The sequence below is a fragment of the Lacrimispora brassicae genome (assembly GCF_054772055.1).
Window position 1 is genome coordinate 149621 of sequence record NZ_BRYH01000006.1, and the last position, 17146, is coordinate 166766.

Annotated in this window: 18 protein-coding genes; 12 read left to right on the top strand and 6 right to left on the bottom strand. The window is 44.1% G+C overall.

Annotated features, from left to right (window positions below; all coding sequences use genetic code 11):
• Positions 1–143: 143 nt before the first annotated feature.
• Positions 144–626: a GNAT family N-acetyltransferase gene (locus tag ACYVD3_RS03760; RefSeq protein WP_460641173.1), complete on the bottom strand. Its 483-nt coding sequence runs from the start codon at positions 624–626 to the stop codon at positions 144–146.
• A 115-nt stretch (positions 627–741) separates the two neighbouring features.
• Positions 742–2112 (bottom strand): APC family permease, encoded by a 1371-nt coding sequence (locus ACYVD3_RS03765; RefSeq protein WP_460641174.1) that lies wholly within the window; start codon positions 2110–2112, stop codon positions 742–744.
• A 364-nt stretch (positions 2113–2476) separates the two neighbouring features.
• Here ACYVD3_RS03765 and ACYVD3_RS03770 point away from each other — a divergent pair, with 364 nt between their 5' ends.
• The 5 genes from ACYVD3_RS03770 to ACYVD3_RS03790 all read left to right on the top strand — a co-directional run bounded on the left by ACYVD3_RS03770 (position 2477) and on the right by ACYVD3_RS03790 (position 8828).
• Positions 2477–3397 carry an ArsR/SmtB family transcription factor gene (locus tag ACYVD3_RS03770; RefSeq protein WP_460641175.1) on the top strand — a complete coding sequence of 307 codons (921 nt, stop codon included), beginning with the start codon at positions 2477–2479 and terminating at the stop codon, positions 3395–3397.
• A 348-nt stretch (positions 3398–3745) separates the two neighbouring features.
• Positions 3746–5158, top strand: a complete 1413-nt coding sequence (locus tag ACYVD3_RS03775) for an extracellular solute-binding protein (RefSeq protein ID WP_460641176.1) — start codon at positions 3746–3748, stop codon at positions 5156–5158.
• Between the two features lie 72 nt (positions 5159–5230).
• The gene (locus tag ACYVD3_RS03780) at positions 5231–6130 is read left to right on the top strand and encodes a carbohydrate ABC transporter permease (RefSeq protein WP_460641177.1); all 900 of its coding nucleotides are present in this window, start codon (positions 5231–5233) and stop codon (positions 6128–6130) included.
• Positions 6120–6950, top strand: a complete 831-nt coding sequence (locus tag ACYVD3_RS03785; RefSeq protein ID WP_460641178.1) for a carbohydrate ABC transporter permease — start codon at positions 6120–6122, stop codon at positions 6948–6950. Before ACYVD3_RS03780 ends, ACYVD3_RS03785 begins: the two co-directional genes overlap by 11 nt.
• Before the next feature lie 78 nt (positions 6951–7028).
• Complete coding sequence (locus ACYVD3_RS03790) at positions 7029–8828, top strand: glycoside hydrolase family 2 protein (RefSeq protein WP_460641179.1); 1800 nt, start codon at positions 7029–7031, stop codon at positions 8826–8828.
• A 114-nt stretch (positions 8829–8942) separates the two neighbouring features.
• Here the strand turns inward: ACYVD3_RS03790 and ACYVD3_RS03795 are convergent, their stop codons facing one another.
• Positions 8943–9131: a hypothetical protein gene (locus ACYVD3_RS03795; RefSeq protein ID WP_460641180.1), complete on the bottom strand. Its 189-nt coding sequence runs from the start codon at positions 9129–9131 to the stop codon at positions 8943–8945.
• Positions 9132–9201: 70 nt separating this feature from the next.
• Complete coding sequence (locus tag ACYVD3_RS03800; RefSeq protein ID WP_460641181.1) at positions 9202–9387, bottom strand: small, acid-soluble spore protein, alpha/beta type; 186 nt, start codon at positions 9385–9387, stop codon at positions 9202–9204.
• Between the two features lie 225 nt (positions 9388–9612).
• Here ACYVD3_RS03800 and ACYVD3_RS03805 point away from each other — a divergent pair, with 225 nt between their 5' ends.
• The 3 genes from ACYVD3_RS03805 (at position 9613) to ACYVD3_RS03815 (ending at position 11543) form a co-directional block, all read left to right on the top strand.
• The gene (locus ACYVD3_RS03805) at positions 9613–10437 is read left to right on the top strand and encodes an AraC family ligand binding domain-containing protein (RefSeq protein ID WP_460641182.1); all 825 of its coding nucleotides are present in this window, start codon (positions 9613–9615) and stop codon (positions 10435–10437) included.
• Between the two features lie 23 nt (positions 10438–10460).
• Complete coding sequence (locus ACYVD3_RS03810) at positions 10461–11375, top strand: DMT family transporter (RefSeq protein ID WP_460641183.1); 915 nt, start codon at positions 10461–10463, stop codon at positions 11373–11375.
• 75 nt (positions 11376–11450) lie between these two features.
• Entirely contained in the window at positions 11451–11543 is a 93-nt protein-coding gene (locus tag ACYVD3_RS03815) for a DUF2000 family protein (protein WP_460641376.1), read from the top strand.
• Positions 11544–11597: 54 nt separating this feature from the next.
• On the opposite strand, the gene ACYVD3_RS03820 is transcribed toward ACYVD3_RS03815, so the two are convergent.
• Together ACYVD3_RS03820 and ACYVD3_RS03825 are read right to left on the bottom strand one after the other, a co-directional pair.
• Complete coding sequence (locus ACYVD3_RS03820) at positions 11598–12185, bottom strand: hypothetical protein (protein ID WP_460641184.1); 588 nt, start codon at positions 12183–12185, stop codon at positions 11598–11600.
• 126 nt (positions 12186–12311) lie between these two features.
• A complete protein-coding gene (locus tag ACYVD3_RS03825) occupies positions 12312–12641 on the bottom strand; it encodes a winged helix-turn-helix domain-containing protein (protein ID WP_460641185.1) in 330 nt (109 codons plus the stop codon).
• A 351-nt stretch (positions 12642–12992) separates the two neighbouring features.
• Here ACYVD3_RS03825 and ACYVD3_RS03830 point away from each other — a divergent pair, with 351 nt between their 5' ends.
• Genes ACYVD3_RS03830 through ACYVD3_RS03845 form a run of 4 tightly spaced genes read left to right on the top strand, consistent with a single transcriptional unit; the run spans position 12993 to position 17144 of the window.
• Positions 12993–14192 (top strand): ABC transporter substrate-binding protein, encoded by a 1200-nt coding sequence (locus tag ACYVD3_RS03830; protein WP_460641186.1) that lies wholly within the window; start codon positions 12993–12995, stop codon positions 14190–14192.
• An 8-nt stretch (positions 14193–14200) separates the two neighbouring features.
• Entirely contained in the window at positions 14201–15217 is a 1017-nt protein-coding gene (locus ACYVD3_RS03835) for an ATP-binding cassette domain-containing protein (RefSeq protein WP_460641187.1), read from the top strand.
• A 14-nt stretch (positions 15218–15231) separates the two neighbouring features.
• Complete coding sequence (locus ACYVD3_RS03840) at positions 15232–16461, top strand: ABC transporter substrate-binding protein (RefSeq protein ID WP_460641188.1); 1230 nt, start codon at positions 15232–15234, stop codon at positions 16459–16461.
• Complete coding sequence (locus ACYVD3_RS03845; protein ID WP_460641189.1) at positions 16452–17144, top strand: GTP-binding protein; 693 nt, start codon at positions 16452–16454, stop codon at positions 17142–17144. The genes ACYVD3_RS03840 and ACYVD3_RS03845 overlap by 10 nt, the downstream gene beginning before the upstream one ends.
• The last annotated feature ends 2 nt before the right edge of the window (positions 17145–17146 follow it).

Consider the following 17146-nt stretch of genomic DNA (forward strand, 5'->3'; position numbering starts at 1 on the left):
ATGGAAAGACTTGTTGGAAATGCATTTCTTTCAGACGTTCTTTGTAAGGCAGAATATTAATTTTAAGAGTGTGGCGCAGCATAAAGGCTGCGCCATTCTTTTCCGTCTGTTAACGTATCTTTCCAATGCCATGGTATTGGCAGTTATTCTAAATATTCAAAAGCAATTCTTGGACTTCCGTCTGCCGCATAAATAGTTCCGCATCTCGTAAACCCATTTTTTTGAATCAGATGTTTCATGATCCCGTTATTTTCATGTGTATCTATTCTAAGATGAGAAATCTGTCTTTTGCAATAGTCCACACATTTCGTAAATATGCCGTTTTCCGTCCCATCACTGGCAACCATGTGTATGGCTCCATAAATTGTATCAGATACCCAGGCGCCGTTTTCTATATGGCTGTAAGTAGGATCATCTCCAACGGTAAGAGTGAATACTCCATGTATCTGTTCTTCATTTTCGTAAACATATAGCTGTTTTTTCTTAATAGCCTCTTCAAGCAATTCTTTCGGCGGGAAATGGTTTCCCCATTGGGATGCATTTCCGTTATCAGCCATAAATTTTCTTGCAATTTCATACGCGGTCAAGATCGAAGGTAAATCCTGCGGTTTTGCATGTCTTATCATATACACTCCCCCTTATTCTTTTTTCTGTAATGTGAGGTTGATTGTCCGGGAAACTTTTCATTGAGACGTCGCGGTCATGGGTAAGGCTGTCAGCCGGAGTCTCCCTGTTATTTTTTTATTTATTCCGGGCCTCATTCCGGGGCTGCTTTACTTTCCGTAAAAGCACAGCGCCAAAGGCCATGATAACAAAAAACACTATCAGATAAGCCACCGCAGCAATTCCGTGGGCAAACCAGGCGGCAGCGATCATAAATATACAGCCTGCAAGGGATATACAGGGCATTAATATCCGGTTAAAGAAATTAAGCTCTTTCCCTTTTGCCATGAACATAATAAAAATGGGGATGTACAGGGCATAAATTGTGATTATGGGCAATTCCGAAGAGTCAAAACTGAAGAATCCAAACCAGTTGGAGGTTAAGTTTGCTCCATAAAAATAAAATAACCAGATTCCGCAAAGAAACAATCCTAAAATCGCAGAATTCACAGGCATATTGGTCGCCGGATCAATCTGGCTGAAAACCTGGGGTTTAGGGCCAAGACCTCTTGCGGCAATGGAATAGATCCCCCGTGTACAGCCAAGCATCAGGCCGTTTAAGGTTCCCAGGCATGAAATGATGACAAACACAAACAAAAGGGAACCGCCTGCAGAAGTGAAAATCGTCTGGAAGGCCAGCTTGGCGCCGGCTTCACCGCCAGCCATCATCACTTCATTTTTAATTGTTCCGGCCAAACCGATGTAATACAGAATGTAAACGGACATGGTAATAAAAGTACCTGCAATCAAAGCCAAAGGAAGGTTTCTCTTTGCATTTCTTAATTCTGCGTTAATGCAGGTTGCAATGATCCAGCCCTCATAGGCAAAGCAGGCTGCCACAACGGCCGTAAACAATCCGTTGGAAGTGCTTTGGGACACATAATGGGTGAAATTGTATATGGTCATGCCGCTGCGAAATCCTGCAAACGTTCCCACAACTGCCATTAAAGAGAGGGGGATCAGTTTGATTGCCGTAGTGCTGACCTGGAATTTCCCGGCCAGAACAGGAGATAAGGCATTCATTGTAAAGCTTGAAATCAGGTAAAGGCAGGCAATGGTCATACATTCTCCCCCTGTAATGGAAAATCCAAAGATAACGCAGGTGTACCGGGCGGAAACCCATGCAAGTACGGAGGTAATTGTGGGATAATAAATCAGTGCCATGAACCAGCCTACATAATAGGCATATTTTTTCCCCATTGTGGCTTCCGCATAATCCACTACACCGTTGATGTACTGATATTTGGTAGCCATGACAGAAAAGGTGTACGCACAGGAAATCATAATGATACCGCCGATCACCCACGCCAGGATGCCCTGCTTTAAATTGCCTCCGGTTGCCGTAAGGATCTTTTCCGCCTTAAAAAACACGCCGCTGCCGATGACGATACCTACAACCATTGCTATGGCTGTAAAAAGACCATATTTCTTTTCTAACTTCGGTTCCATAAGTTAACCAGTCCTATTTTTTCATAGGATTCCTTTTTGATTATTCTTTCATCCTCAAAGAAAATAATTGCCATAAAGATGGGGTTATAAGACTCGGCATCCTTTTTTGATGAAACTTTTTTTATTTTATCATAAAATTGTCTATCATTCAGTAAGAATTTTCTTTTTTAGAAATTTTTCCAGTAAATACAAATATTTGTAAACTTCCGAAAAAACATACAGGATTGACAGCATCCCAAAAAATAAGGTATGATAAGTATCAATTATGGGATCCAAGGAGTCATGGATCCCAAACCTGGAAGGTTGGACCTGCAAAACCCATAAGCGCTCAGGCGCTGAAAAAGGGTGAAAGGAGAGTGGCGTCATGGCAAAAATTAAGGAGTTTACTCTGGAAAATATCAAGGAAATCTGTGAGTTTGGCAAGGCGGTCTCGTCGCCTGTGCGGCTTGAGATCATAAAACTGTTATACCAGGATAATTATTCCATAAGCCAGATTGCGGAAACCCTTGATCTTCCCCAGTCCAGTGCCGCTTTTCATTTAAAGCTTCTTGAGGCGGCGGATTTAATCCGTATGGAGGAACAGCCTGGGAGCCATGGGACCATGAAGGTGTGCAGCCGGAAACAGGATTATGCCAATCTCTGCTTTCTGCCCAGAAGCAGCCAGATCAATGAGGTGTTAACCGTTGAAATGCCTGTAGGCGCATTTGTGGACTGCAGCATTTATCCCACCTGCGGCTTATACACGCCCAATGGAGTGGTTGGAATGGAGGATAAGGAGTACAGCTTTTATCTGCCGGAACGGATGAATGCCGGACTCTTATGGACTTCCAAAGGTCATGTGGAATACAGGTTCCCCAATCAGCTTCCTGGGGAAAAACAGCCGGTGCGCCTGTCTTTTTCTATGGAGATTTGCTCGGAGGCGCCTGGGTATGCGGAAGACTGGAAGTCTGACATCACCTTGTGGGTAAACGGTGTGGAATGTGCTACATGGTGCTGCCCGGGAGATTTCGGGTCCAGAAGGGGGAGACTTACGCCTCCCCTGTGGCCCAACGGTTCTACCCAATATGGTATTTTGGTAAAGTGGGAGATCAAGGGAGACGGAACCTATATTAACGGAGAGCGGGCTTCCAAAGTCAGGATCAGCGACATTGGGCTTTCGGAAAACGCCTTTGTCACCATGATCATGGGAAATAAAAAAAGTACAAAATATGAAGGCGGCTTTAATCTTTTTGGAAAGACCTTCGGCGACTATCCTCAGGATATTCTTATGGAAATCGAATATTGATGACATATGGCGAAAGATGAAACAACTGTTTGGAGAATAAATATATTTTCCGGGCGGTTGTTTTTTTATTGCCTTACGGCGGGAAAGCGGTGGACCTGTATTATAACAGAAATTCTATTTTTCTGAAGAAAAGAAATTAATAATACAACAGTAATATTGTTATAAATATAAAAAATGTACAAATAATTATATAAAATAGAGAATAATATATTGACTTACACAATGAAATGGTGTATTGTTGATGTATTAAATCAGTATTACTGTTGTTAATTCGACTTTTTACGAGGAAAAGAGCAACAGGCTGTTTTATGGTTTGCGCGGCAAAATGAACAAAACAAGGAGGTAATTATGAGAAGGGGTAAAAAATGGATGGCTGCATTAGGTGCAGCGGCACTGGTTATGGCAGCACTGTCTGGATGCGGAAGCAGCGCATCAACGCAGACGGCCGGGGAGACTAAAGCAACCCAGGGGGCACAGGAGACCAAAGAGACTTCCCAAGGGGAAACGTCAGCAGCAGCGGAAGAAACAAAGAATGTCAATGACGACGGAACGGTCAACAATCCGGAACAGGTTGCGGTAGACGCCAACAAGCTGGTCATGTGGTCTCTGTTCAGCGGCGGTGACGGCGGTTTTATGACTAAGATGATCGAGGAATATAACGGCACCAATCCAACCAAGCAGGTACAGTCCATTATGCTGGTATGGGCTGATTATTATACCAAGCTTCAGACAGCCGTTGCTGCCGGGAAAGGGCCGGATATCGGAATTTCCCATGCATCCTCCCTGCCCCAATTAGTGGAAGACGGTGTGGTGCAGCCCATCACATCTTATCTTGATGAGCTGGGGATGGATTTAAGCCAGCATTATTCCCAGGCCTCCATTGATGCAGTGACTTTTGACGGAGAAGTTTATGCGGTGCCTTTGGACACTCATGCGGAGATCATGTATTTCAATAAAGGCATATTAGAACAGGCCGGCGTGACCTTAAATACAGACGGAGGAGTTGATATTAAAAGCGTAGATGATTTCTATGCTGTTTGCGATAAGATCAAGGCCGTGATCCCGGAAGATGGATCGACCATTGCCATTACCAACAACGGAGACGATCCTTACCGTCTGTGGTGGGCAACCTATTTCCAGATGGGAGGAACCCCGATTGTCAGCGACGACGGCAAGACGGTCACCCTTGATAAGGAAAAGGCAGTGAAGGCAGCAGAGTTTGTAAAGGGACTTTATGACAAGGGCTATATTAAGGAAGGCATTGATGACCACCAGAAATTTTTCCAGAGCGGAAAAGCGGGAATCTGCATCAGCGGAACCTGGGCCGTAGGTGCTTTTGAGCAGACAGATAACTTAAGCTTTGTGCCGGTGGCATTCCCCAAGCTCTTTGATACGGATAATTGCTGGGCTGACTCCCACACCTTTATGCTTCCTACAAAGAAGACAAGGAATGAGGCTGACAGCAAGGCAGCAGTAGAATTCATGGTGGCGGCATCCATGAAGGGCGGTGTGACCTGGGCAAGCTCCGGCCAGATCCCGGCATGTAAGGAGGTTCTTGCAAGCGATGCCTATAAGGCCCTTCCATACAGAAGCAGCTACATGTCCGAGGTGGAGAAAGCAGTTCTTCCGGCAAAGGTATCTACCTTTAACGGAATGAAAAAGGGCATGATCGACAGCCTTGATACCATCTGGACAGGAAAGGGAGATGCTGCTTCCGGTATTGATGCACTCTATGATGAGCTTGAATCAAACCTTCCGTAATGCTTACGAAACAGAGGGGGGATACTTCTCCCCTCTTATAAAAGGGATTGTATCGTTGGGGAGGGCAGGAATTTGAGCAGAAGCAGAAAAATAAGAGATATGGCTACGGGCCTGGGATTGTGCTTTCCTTTTTTGGCCTTATATACGGCCTTTACCATATGGCCGGTTCTCCAGGGGCTGTATGTGAGCCTGCATAAGTGGTCCTTAATGGGTAAGGTAAAATTCGTAGGACTGGACAATTACATTAAATTTTTATCGGATCAGAAGTTTATTGACGCACTGAAACATACGCTCTTCTTTGTCCTCCTTTCTGTGCCATTTCTGGTGATCATGGCTTTGATACTGGCCCTGTTTGCCAACAGGCCGGTGAAGATCAAGCGGGGATTAAGGATCGCATATTATCTTCCCAGCATTATTTCCGTTTCTGTTGCGTCCTTTATTGCAAAATATATGTTTGCGCCCTATATGGGCTTTGTAAACGGAGTTCTCCATCTGACCGGGCTTTTAGGTCCGGGATCGGAAATCCAGTGGCTGATTGACACCAATCATGCATGGGCAGTGGTTACCATGATGACTGTATGGTGGACCGTAGGGTTTTCCATGCTTTTATACTTATCGGCTCTGCAGGATATCTCTCCGGAGATTTACGAGGCCGCGGAAATTGACGGGGCGGCAAAATGGCAGCAGTTGTTATCCATTGTCCTGCCCCTGCTAAAGCCAACTACCTACTTAATCGTCATGCTGCAGATCATCGCCAGCTTTAAGGTGTTCGGCCAGATTTACTTAATTACGGTGGGAGGGCCGGCAGGAAGCACAAAGCCTTTGATTCAGTATATTTATGAAACGGGATTTACGAAAAACAATATGGGCTATGCCGCTGCCATGTCCTATGTGTTGTTTGCCATTCTGGTGGTGTGCACCCTCTTCCAGAAGGCGGTTCAGAAAAAGGGGGAAAAGAAAGATGAAGCATAAGAAAGTAAAGGCAGGGAGTGTTGTTCTGACCCTTCTGTCCGCCGGGCTGGCCGTCATTTTTCTGGCACCTGTGTTATGGGCTTTTTTCGTATCCCTGCAGTATGAGGGGAAGCAGATCAAAAGCGTGGTCAGTTGGTTTTCTCCTCCTTATACCTTTGGGAATTATCTGGACCTGATTATCGGTTCCGATGTTGCCAAGTGGCTGCTTAATTCTGTGATCGTTGCAGTACTTGTTACGGTTTTGACCATCCTTTTTTCTGCCATGGCAGCTTATGCCCTGTCAAAAATTAAATTTATGGGAAGAAACAAACTGTATTTTTACTTTTTGCTGGGACTCATGGTTCCGGGGGAAGCGACCATTGTTCCGCTGTTTATTACAGCCAACAGCATGCACCTCATTGATTCTTACGCAGGGCTGCTTCTGCCGTCTGTGGCAGTATCCATGAATCTGATCATCATGGTGACGTTTTTTAAAGGGATTCCGGATTCCCTCATTGAAGCCGCAAGGATCGACGGCGCCGGAGAGCTTACGATTTTTGCCAGGATCATCATGCCTTTATCAAAGGCGGTGGTTTCCACTATCAGCATTTTTGCATTTATCGGAAGCTGGAATAATTATCTGTGGCCCCTGCTTTGCGCCATGGACAGCAGTAAATTTACATTGCCTGTGGGCATTCCTATTTTTGCCGGAACTTACACCGTGGATTATGTGAAGCCGATGACGGCCAATATGATCGCGTCCATACCTGCCATCATCATTTATCTCATATTTGAAAAACAGATCGTGCAGGGAATCACCATGTCCGGCGTTAAGGGCTGACTTAAGTAAAAACAAACACCTTACAAGTATACCTTAATGCCATAAATCAGGCAGGAAAGAGGAAAGGAGAACTATTACATGCTATGCTATCAGAAGGACTATCCAAGACCCCAGTTTGTCCGTAAGGACTGGACCAATTTAAACGGCATTTGGGACTTCAATTTTGATGATGAGAATAGAGGGGAGATCAAAGGCTGGTATAAGGGCTTCCAGGGGGAAAAAGAAATATGCGTGCCCTTTACTTATGAAACGAAGAAAAGCAATATCCATGATGAAGGGGTCCACAATTTTGTGTGGTATGGCCGCAGGTTTCAGGCGGAAAAGGAGAAATTAGCCGGGAATAAGCTGGTTTTGCATTTTGAGGGAAGTGATTTCCTTACAAAAGTATGGATCAACGGGCAGCTTGCCGGAATACATGAAGGAGGATATTCCCGCTTTTCCTTTGATATCACAAATCTTGTAACGGATGGGGAAAACCTTGTGGTCGTAAAAGCGGAGGACCATTTGGATCCTCAGCAGCCCAGGGGAAAGCAGCGTTGGGTTTCTGAGAATTTTGGCTGCTGGTATGTTCAGACAACAGGGATCTGGAAGACCGTATGGATGGAGTATGTGCCGGACATCAGCTTAAGTTCGGTGAAAATGACTCCTGATTTACCAGAGGGCAGGCTGGAACTGGAGTATACCGTGGACTGTCCGGCTGCCCTTGACGGGAGAAGGCTGGAGGTGGAAGCGGTCGTAAGCTTTCAGGGTAAGTTTGTCACGAGGACCATCACCGGCATAGGGAAAAATCCTACAAAGGCTTCCATTGACTTAGAGGCGGCTGAAGCAGATAATCCTTGGGGAATACGTACATGGACTCCGGCGGCTCCTCAGCTTTATGATATCAGCTTTTGCACCCGGTACGACGGAGAGGTGTGTGATGAGGCAGGATCTTACTTTGGCATGCGTGAGATCCACATCGACGGTTCCAACATTCTTCTCAATGGGGCACCGCTGTATCAGAGACTGATCCTTGACCAGGGGTATTGGGAGGAAACTCATTTGACGCCTCCTGATGAGGAAGCCTTGATTGAAGATATTGATAAAATCCATGCTTTGGGATATAACGGTTTGAGGAAGCATCAGAAGACAGAGGATGAACGGTTCCTCTACTGGTGTGATGTAAAGGGAATGCTGGTGTGGAGCGAGGCCCCGGCCGCTTATGTTTATTCCCACCGGGCAGTGGAGCTGTTTACAAGGGAATGGCTGGATATTGTGAAGCAGAATTATAATCATCCTTCCATTATTACATGGACTCCTATAAATGAATCCTGGGGGGTTCCTCAGGTTGAGACCAATAGAAAGCAGCAGCATTTTACGGAAGGGATTTATCATCTGACGAAAAGCGTTGACCAATACCGGCCGGTGATCGTAAATGACGGCTGGGAGCATACGGTTTCAGATATCATCACCCTTCACGATTATGAAGAGAAGGGGGAAGTGCTAAGGAAACGTTATACAGAATATAAGGATGAGATCATGACGGCAGAGGTTTACCACTCCACCTATAAATCGGCTTTTGCCAATGGCTTTTCCTACAGGGGCCAGCCGGTGATGATCAGTGAGTTTGGAGGTATCGCATTTGACAGCGACAAGGAAGGCTGGGGATATGGGAATAAGGTCAATACCAAGGAGGACTTTTTAAAGAGGTTTGAGAGCATTACCACAGCCATTAAAGAGATCCCTTATGTATGCGGCTATTGCTATACCCAGGTCACGGATGTGCAGCAGGAGGTCAATGGACTGATGGATATCAGAAGAAACTTTAAGGTGGATCCGGAGAAGGTAAAGGAAATAAATGAGAAGAGAGTGGCTTTCTGGAGGGATGAACTCCGGTAGCATACAGCTCTTGCCAGGACTTGATCAATATTATTTTTTATTGTGGATAGTTGGTAAAAAAACAGTCACTCCTGCAAAAGGACATTGCCTTTTGCAGGAGTGACTGATCTTTTTTTATTTTGGTGTCATTATTGTGTGAACATAAGCCAGCATTTCTTCTTTCGACTGTATCGTTTGAGTATGATCGATGATCTGCTGCTGTGTTTGCCCGGGCAAGGAAAAAAAATGATCCATTGCCTTATATTCTTCAAGTGCCAGGCCAAGGCCTACCGGTAATTCTGCACCGCTGGTGTATTTTTCCATCTTTAACCCCCTCTTTGAATGTGATTTTTATATGGCGGTATTATTTGATTGCAGATGACGGAACGGATTGTTAAGATTTATCCATCAACTGTTTTTCCTGCTCTTCAATCATCTTTTTCACCATATAGCCATATTGATAAGACGTCATTTTGCCATAATCATTGCTTTTTATAGGAAAGCCGGTTTCTTCAGCGATTTCATATTTAAATCTGTCAAGAGCTTCCCTTGCTTCTGGAATTACATTGCTTTTTGGCATATATAATCACCTCAATTCGTTTTATAAGATATTATTAAGTTTTTTAGGAAAAATATTCAGAAGCATAAATATATGGAGGTTTTCTTCCGAGTGTGGCAAACAGCCGGACAACAGTCAAACATATATGTAAACGGATTCTAAGGGGAAAGGGCAATATCATACAAGAATTCTATTGCCGCTTGTGGTACACTGAATATCAGAGAATCGGGGAAGGAGGATAAGTTTATGAAACAGGAGATAAGAATGGTAAAGTATGATGCTGAATTGAAAGTGGAAGCCTATCACTTTCAAGGCATTATGCAGAAGTTTCCCAATCACTTTCACCAGTATTATGTGATTGGTTTTATTGAAAAAGGCCGCCGGTATTTATCCTGTAAGAACCAGGAGTATACCATAGAGCCGGGAGACTTGTTACTGTTTAATCCAGGTGATAATCATACCTGTGAGCAAATTGATGGTAAAACCCTGGATTATCGCTGCATCAATATTCAGTCGGATATAATGAGCAAGGCTGTCTTTGAAATAACAGGAAACGAGTATTTGCCTTATTTTACGTCCCAGGTGGTTTTCCATAATGAATTGGTGGCAATACTCCGGGAATTGCATCAAATAATTATGGAGGAAGAAAAGGATTTTAGAAAAGAGGAAATCTTCTTTTTCCTTTTGGAACAGTTAATTGAAGAATATACGGATCAGGCAGTACCTCCAGGAGATACGGAACAAAGTGCGCAGGCGAGGGAGATATGCCAATTCCTGGAAACTCACTACATGGAAAACATTGCCCTGGAAGACCTTTGTAAACTGACCGGATTGAGCAAATACTATCTGCTTCGTTCTTTTACCAAACAAAAGGGGATTTCACCTTACAGCTACTTAGAAACCATACGGATTGACAAGGCAAAGAAACTGCTGGAACAGGGCATTTTGCCCATTGATGCAGCGTTACAGACCGGGTTTACAGACCAAAGCCATTTTTCAAACTTTTTCAAAAAGTTTATCGGGCTGACACCAAAACAATACTGGAACATTTTTAAGGATATCCAAAGCTGATTTTTTACATAGAAAGGGATTTCATGGACGGAAAAAAAGAAATTCAAGGACACTTGCTTGCATTTGTGACGATTTTTATTTGGGGTACGACTTTTATATCAACTAAAATACTCTTAAAAGCAATGTCACCTGTTGAAATATTGTTTTTAAGATTTGCCATAGGATATGTCCTGCTGGTTCTGGTTTATCCTCACAGATTCAGGATCAAGGACAGAAAGCAGGAGCTGTATTTTGCAGGAGCTGGTTTATGCGGCGTAACGCTGTATTTTTTGCTTGAGAATATTGCTCTGACCTATACCTTTGCGTCTAATGTAGGGGTTATTGTATCCATTGCACCGTTTTTCACCGCCATTCTTGCCCATTGTTTTTTGGACCGAGAGAAATTGAAATTGGGATTTTTTATGGGATTTGCCCTTGCGGCTGCCGGAATTTTTATTATCAGCTTTAACGGAAGCAGCCGCCTGCAGTTGAATCCTCTGGGAGATATACTGGCTGTTTCAGCCTCCGTGGTATGGGCTGCCTATTCTGTTTTGACAAAGAAAATCAGCGGGTTCCATTACAATACCATTCAGGCAACGCGGAGAATTTTCTTTTATGGGCTGCTGTTTATGCTGCCTGCATTGCTGGTATTTGGATTTCAGCCCAGCATAAATCAACTGATACAGCCGGTTAATCTCTTTAACATCCTGTTTTTAGGCTTGGGAGCATCTGCTCTTTGCTTTGTAACGTGGAATTCTGCGGTTAAAATATTGGGTGCAGTTAAAACCAGTGTTTATATTTACGCGGTTCCCGTAATAACCGTTGCCACTTCCGTTATTGTGCTTCATGAAAGAATTACAGGGATTGCTGTGATCGGGATTGTGCTTACATTGGCGGGATTATTGGTTTCACAGAGTAGAACATTCTTAAAGACAAGAGGAGTTTTGAAGTATGAGTGATATGAAATGTGTTATGATTATAGATTCAAAGCTTCCGGTCAAACCCACTTAGGTATCGTTTCAATTCCTGTTACAATGGAAGGGGACCATAATTATTTTGGAATAGCTATTTATGGAAGCAAGAAAAAGGTAAACAAACTGACAGGATTTATGGCGCTTTTAAGATAAACGGCATAACCTTCCTTCACCGCAATGGATTCCGGGAAGGAAGGCTGGAGAAAACTATATAATAAACCACCAGATAAGAATTGTAAGCCCGGCGCCGGCAATGCAGCAGATCATATCATTCATCGTATCCACAAGACCGGCGGGCTGAATTGCTTTTTCAGATACATGGTTAATGGAAGCATGGACCTTTTGCCATCGCTGTGCATTTCCATGAAATATACAATCGGTTATATATTCAAGGACTTCCCAAAACACATGAAGTGTTATGGAAAAGGTAAAACCAAAGAGCAGAATTACGGAGTTTATAATATCAGATCCTGTACCGGCAATTGCAATCCCAAAACCCACGAACCCAGCGCCGGACAGGAAATGTATTGCACGATCCCACCATTTATATTTATCATAGAAGTGGAAGGAGCTGCCCAGGTATAATGCCATAAATAGGATGATCAAATAAACAAAGATGCTGAAGGAATCAACTTGTATTTGAAATACCCCATGCAAAAATCCAGGTAAAAATGACAATGCAAATACCAGGATAAGGGATTTCATTAACTTAAATTCCCGCTTGTAAATATGATAAATTGCCAGCACAAATAAAACACACCGAAAAATAACCTCGCAGAGATCCAAAAAATTCATATCATCACCTCACGAGTTGAGTATGCACAGCGGCTGAAAAAATATGCGTTTGTTGAAAATACAGGCCATTTTGTGTATTGTCCTGGGTCTGCTTTGCTGTTGCCTGAAGATTTTAAGTTTGAAGTCTTAAAAACGAAATTCCTGCTCAATCAGTTTTTCCGCATATTCTTCCACGGTTTTCTCGATTTTCCGGTAAGTCTCAAGAACCTCTTTGCCCTTTTCAGTCAAACGGGTCCCTCCCCGTTCATTTCCACCCTTTTCAGAAATGACAACAGGAAATCCCAATTCTTCTTCCAGGGTCCGGATCATCCGGATGGCTTTTGGATAGGAAATCCCCGTGTATTCCGTTGCCTTTTTTATGGATTTATTCAGTTCAATGGCATCCAGCATTTCTTTTACGCCTTTGCCAATAAAAATTCTGTCTTTGCCAATCCTTATTCTTGTAATTACACGCATGATTTGCCTCCTAATGAATAAAACGGATATGCTTGGATATTCAGTTACTTCACAAACTCAAGGTTGAAAGATGTTTTTCTTTCAACCTTATATTACCTCAGATTTACTATACAAAGATTTTTGATTTGTGGCAAGAGGAATGTGAAACAAATAAAATCAAAAAATCAAAATTTTTGTTAGCTTGATTTTTTGAATCCGATATATTAATATGTTTATATCGAGAAAAAAGAGAAAATTCTTCCTGGTTTTTGGGCGGTTTGAACAAAATGGCCAATGATTTTTCAATTTTCACCTAAAAAAATTTGTTGATCATAAAAAATCAGGATGAAAAAAAGAAAGGAATTACTTATCATGCGGAGAATACCTAAGAAGAAACGTATCTATTTGTCAGGATTGCTTTTATGCATCACACTTGCATTAAGCGCCTGCAAAGGAGCCGGAACCACTGCCGGTTCAGCAGTCCAGGAGACACAGCCGGTAACAGAAAGCAGTACTGCCAAGTCTGAGGAAATGGCAAAAACAGAGAATGAATCCTCCCAGGCGGCACAAAACGATTCCCCAGTCCAGGAGGTTACAGACCATGCAGGGCGTAAACTGGAATTGCCTGCAACCATCAGCCGCGTATATTCCACCAGCCCCATAGGCACCATGCTCATGTATACCTTTGATGACAAAATGGTAGCCGGTGTAAATGTGAACATATCCGATGCAGAAAAAGCCTATTTGACAGAATATTATGCAGCACTTCCGAATCTGGGAGGCTGGTATGGCAAAGGAAATCAGGGAAACATTGAAGAGATCATCAAAGCAGCACCGGATGTGGTCCTTTCCAGCGGAACGGATCAGGGAAGCATGGATCAGGCAGAGCAGCTTCAGAAACAGCTTGGCATACCGGTGATATTAGTGAAAAGTGATTTAACGGACTTACCGGAAACCTACCGCTTTTTAGGCAAGCTGTTGGGCAAGGAAGAACGGGGAGAAGAGCTGGCCTCCTATACCCAGAAGACATTGGATCATGCAAAAGAGATCACAGCCAAAATTCCTGAGGATAAAAAGATCCGTGTTTACTATGCAGAAGAGCAGGACGGTCTTCATACCGACCCATCAGGTTCCTCTCATTCCCAGTTAATCGACCTATGCGGCGGAATCAATGTAGCAGATTGTGAAATCACGCCGGGATACGGACGCACCGCCGTGTCCATTGAACAGGTTATGAAATGGAATCCGGAACTGATCATCTGCAGCGTGGACAATGGATTTGCAGATTCCAGCAGCTATAACACCATCATAAACGATGGGAAATGGTCTGCTATCCCTGCAGTTAAAAGCGGCCTGGTGTTTGAGACACCCATGCAGCCTCAGAACTGGTTTGACAGGCCGCCTTCTGTAAATACGGTCATTGGGATCAAATGGGTCCATTCCATACTGTATCCGGAATACGTGGATTATGATATCAAGGAAGAAACAAAAGAATTCTATAAGATGTTTTATCACGTGGAACTAAGCGATAAAGATGTGGAAAACATCACAAAGAACGCTTTGCGAAAGTGAATCAAATCATGATAACAAAGGAATTATTGACAGATAACATTGCTGTGGTTTTAGAAACCTATCCCTATGCCGGCGACTTTTTTGCAGCCTCCGGTATAGAGGGCTTTTCCCGGCAGCCTCATTGTAACGTCCGGCAGTTTATTGACGAAATCCCCGAACATTTGCTGGAGGACATCGGCGCTTCCCCTTCCTTGCTGGCAGATCATTTTATCCTGTTTTTAAACCGGATGGAGTCTTTGAAACAGAAGAAGAAATCCGTGGAAAAGATCACCATCATAGGAGGAGAGAACAAATTGGGAGAAGGTGAGAATCTTTCCTTTTCCATAGAAAAGGGGGAGATCATCACGGTTATGGGGCCCACGGGATCAGGAAAAAGCTGCTTATTGGCAGACATTGAATGCCTGGCCCAGGGAGATACCCAGACAAAACGGAAAATCCTCATTGATGACCGTGTCCCCAGTGACAGGGAGCGCTATCAGATCGAAAATAAACTGATCGCCCAGCTTTCCCAGAACATGAATTTTGTCATGGATCTTCCTGTCATGGGTTTTCTGCGCCTTCACGGGGAGAGCCGGATGATCCAATCCCTTGACAAGGTGGTCGAGAAAATTTTTGATACGGCCAATGACCTGGCAGGAGAACGGTTTTCCAAAGAAACGCCTTTGACAGAGTTAAGCGGAGGCCAGTCCCGTGCCCTGATGATTGCGGACACTGCTTTTTTAAGTGCCTCCCCCATTGTGCTGATCGATGAAATTGAAAATGCGGGAGTAGATCGGAAAAAAGCGCTGCGCCTGCTGGCTCAGGAGCAAAAAATCGTGCTCATGTCTACCCATGACCCCATCCTTGCTTTGATGGGGGATAAGCGCATCATTATTGAAAATGGCGGCATAAAATCGGTGCTGGTGACCAGCGATATGGAAAAGAGAAATTTAAAGGAACTGGAAGATATGGACAGAAAAACAACAAGGCTGTTACAGATGCTCCGCGGGGGTGAACGGGTGGAGATATCGGTTTCAATGCTTTAGTCAGGAGGTTTATTGTGATAACAGGAACGATGAAGCTTAAAGAGATTCTGGAACAGTATCCGGAAAGTTTTGAAGTGTTCCGGTCCAATGGCTTTGACTGCGAAGAGCCGGAGCATTTTTTAGAAGAGGCAGGCCCGGATACCATGCTAAAGACCCTGCTTTATGTAAGGGGCTTAAATCAGGAGCTTTTTTTATATTATTTGGACAATGCCGTCTTAAAGGCAGAGGCAGAGCGCCAGTATCTTCTTGAGGATTTTTCACCGGGGGAAAAGCTGGATTTTTACGGCAATACCATTTGCCCCTTAAAATTCACCTTCCGGGATGCCCTGGAAGACCTGGAGCGGAAATATAAAAAGCACCATAGGGTTTCAAGAAAGTGCTATTTGGAGTTCGGGAAAATGACAGACGATACCTGTGAGGAATCCTGGGCAGATCCTGATCCAAAGCTCTTTCCGGGACTGCTGTTTTCAAAAGAATTTAATGAATACCTGGGTCTGGATTTTCAGAAAAAAATGTCCGGGATGTTTGCAGGAGGCTTCTGTCAGAACGTAAATCCGGCATTAAAAGCGGCAGGTTTATGGGATTCGGAGGATGTTTATACTGTTTACGGCGTTATGGCGGAAATGTTTATGATCGACAAGAAACGGCTGGGCAGCCTTCCGGTTCCCAGGACCCTGGAGGACCTCCTTGATCCGGTCTATGAGAATAATATCATTATCTTTGGAAAAGACCGGGACACCATATCCAATGCCATGTTTTTATACATATACAAGCTGTATGGCGAGGAAGGGATCCGGAAATTTGCCAAAAACGTGAAGCATGCCCTTCACGGCAGCGTGATGTCAAAAACAGCCGGAAGCAACCGGCCGGAAGGAGGAGCCGTTTATCTTGTTTCCTGGTTTTTCGCCCAGACCTGTGTGCGGGATGAGGTGGAGATTATATGGCCTGATGACGGGGCCATTACCCTGCCAATGTACATGCTTGTGAGAAAGGATGAGGCAGAGAGGGTAAAGGATATTGCGGATTATATCATTGGAAATGAATTTGCCCAGGCTTGTGTAAAGGCTTATACGCCGCCCATGAACGGGGAGGTGGATGCAAAGCTGCCCCCTGGCGCCGCTTTTCAGTGGCTGGGATGGGATTTCATCCGCGAGCATGATATTCCTTCTCTGGCGGAACACTGCCTGGATGTCTTTTTTCAGGAATGGCAGAGGGTTCATCCCGGAGGTGTATTATGCCCATGAAATTGATTACGGTTTCCGGGCCGCCTTCTGCGGGAAAAACTTCTGTTCTGATCCGGATCATTGAACAGCTTGGAAAGGACAAGGCAGGAGTGGCAAAATTTGACTGCCTGTCCAGTTCGGATGCAGACCGGTTTGAGGAGCATCAGATCTGTTCTGTTGTGGGGCTTTCGGGAAACTTATGCCCGGATCATTTTTTTGTCAGCAACATAGAAGAGTGTGTGGCCTGGGGATTTAAAAATGATTTTGAATATCTTGTGATTGAAAGTGCCGGGCTGTGTAACCGGTGCTCTCCCCATTTACGTGAATTTTTAGCTGTATGTGTGATCGATAATTTATCAGGCATCAATACCCCTCACAAAATCGGCCCCATGCTTCGTTATGCCGATCTTATTATTGTTACAAAAGGGGATATCGTATCTCAGGCGGAAAGGGAAGTTTTTGCATTTAAAGTAAAAATGGCAAACCCAAAGGCGGATATATTATTTCTTAACGGGATTACAGGACAGGGGGCTTTTGATGCCGCGGAATATTTCCGAAAAGGGAAAACCCTTCTTTCAGGCAATATGCAGGACTGCCGCCTAAGGTTTACCATGCCAGCGGCCCTTTGCTCCTATTGTCTGGGAGAGACCCGGGTGGGGGAAAACTTCCAAAAAGGAAATATTAAAAAAATGAAGATAGGATGATC